General features: G+C 62.7%; 2 protein-coding genes and 1 pseudogene. All 3 read left to right on the forward strand.

What is annotated here, in order from left to right:
• Window positions 1-734 (forward strand): helix-turn-helix transcriptional regulator (locus EN984_RS33235; protein WP_206517544.1); only part of this gene is annotated, 734 nt, incomplete at its 5' end.
• Window positions 731-1,009: a hypothetical protein gene (locus EN984_RS33240; RefSeq protein ID WP_127270922.1), complete on the forward strand. Its 279-nt coding sequence runs from the start codon at window positions 731-733 to the stop codon at window positions 1,007-1,009. The genes EN984_RS33235 and EN984_RS33240, both read left to right, overlap by 4 nt.
• A gap of 164 nt (window positions 1,010-1,173) precedes the next feature.
• Window positions 1,174-1,822: pseudogene (locus EN984_RS33245) on the forward strand (helix-turn-helix transcriptional regulator); the annotation flags it as partial.

Here is a 1,822-nt window from a genome sequence, read left to right on the forward strand (position 1 = left end):
GTTCGGCGGTTGCCATGCCGAGCGGCGAACTGGTTACATTTGTCTTTCAACGCTGGACGCGGGACGGCACCTACGATCAGACGTCGATCGACAGGCTCGACCAGCTTCGCCCGCACTTTTCGCGTGCCGGCCTGGTATCGGCGCGGCTGGGCATGGAGCAGGCCAAAGCGAGCGTCTCGGCTCTCGAGGCCCTTGGTCTGCCGGCGGCGGTAATGACTGCATCGGGACGCGTGCTGACGGCCAATGTGCTGCTGGAAAACATGCCATCCGTTTTCATCGCCGCCGCACATGGCGGCATGGCACTTGCCGACGTGTCCGCGAATGAGCTTTTCCGGCAAGCCATTACGCACAATTTGCAAGATCGGGTCGTGCGTTCCATCCCCATTCCAGCCAGGGAGGGCCAACCGGCGCTGGTCATTCATCTCCTGCCGCTGCGCCGTGCCGCGCATGAGATCTTTTCCGGGGCTGACATTCTGGTTGCGGCGACGGCGATGAGCGCCAGCGCCACCGTGCCGTCGCCAAGCCTGCTTGCCGGCCTGTTCGACCTGACGCCCGCAGAGGCGCGGCTGGCGGCCTCCCTTGCGCAAGGGCGGCCGTTGAAGGAGGCAGCGGCAAGCTCCAACGTCACCGTCAAAACCAGCCGCACCTATCTCGAACGGATCTTCGCCAAGACCGGGACACGGCAACAAAGCCAGCTTGTCGCCTTGTTGAAGAGCGCGGAGCCGTTCCGATGAGCGGCGGCCTGATCGAAGCGATTTACGAGGCGGCTTTCGTTCCCGAGCTCTGGCCCGGCACGACCGGTTCCGCCTGCGGAGAGTTCCAACTGATTGTCGCTGATGCAGAACCGCGGCCGTTGAAGGATGCGGCGTCCGATCTGACCATCACCGTGAAAACCGGCTGCACCTATCTTGAGCGGATATTCGCCAAGACAGGAACCCGCCAGCAAAGCCAGCTTGCCGCCTTGGTGAAGAACGCGGAGTTGGTAGCGCAGCCAACGAGGCACAAGTGACTTCCGATCTGGCCGACCGCATCTACGAGGCTGCATTCGTGCCGGAGATGTGGCGCGACGTCCTGGAGCAGTTGAGCAGCGAGTCCAACTCGGCTGCCGCCTCGCTTGTCCTGTTCGATGACCGAGCCCCGCCAAAATTCATCGCGACCGATTTGATCTCGCCAGTGCTGGAGGCTTTCGACGCTGCCAATGGATGGCAGAAGAGCGAGGAGGTGCAACTCCTCTTCTCGATGACCCCGCCTTCGGCTTTTGTCTACGACGCCGATTATTTCCCCGCCGGAGCTCTGGCAAGCAATCACCTGCGCCTCGATCGCACCCGGCCGCTGGGGATTGGCGGACAGATTGGTTCGTTCATCGTCATGCCGACGGGGGAAATGGCACTGTTTTCGACCGAGCGCTGGCGCGACAACGATCGTCCTTCGGCAGACGATCTCGCGCGAATGAACGCGCTGCGGCCGCATCTGGCGCGTGCCAGCCTGATTGCGGCGAGGCTCGGGCTTGAGCGCGCGCAAGGAACAGTTGCGGCAATGGAAAGAATGGGACTGCCGGCTGCTGTCCTTTCATCCAATGGACGCGTGCTGGCCACCAACCCGCTGCTTGAGGCCATGCCCGCGATGTTCCTGCCGGTCGCCTTCGGCAGCATGGCGATTGGCGATGTGCAAGCAGACCTTTTGTTTCAGCAAGCCATCGCCGCCGTGCGCAGCGAGATCGAACCCTCGGTCCGATCAATCCCGGTACCCGCGCGACAAGACAGGCAGTCGATCATCGTCCATGTCCTGCCGCTGCTCCGTTCGGCGCATGATATCTTCTGTC

Origin of the sequence: Mesorhizobium sp. M7A.F.Ca.CA.004.12.1.1, assembly GCF_003997835.1 — a bacterium.
Taxonomy (GTDB): domain Bacteria; phylum Pseudomonadota; class Alphaproteobacteria; order Rhizobiales; family Rhizobiaceae; genus Mesorhizobium.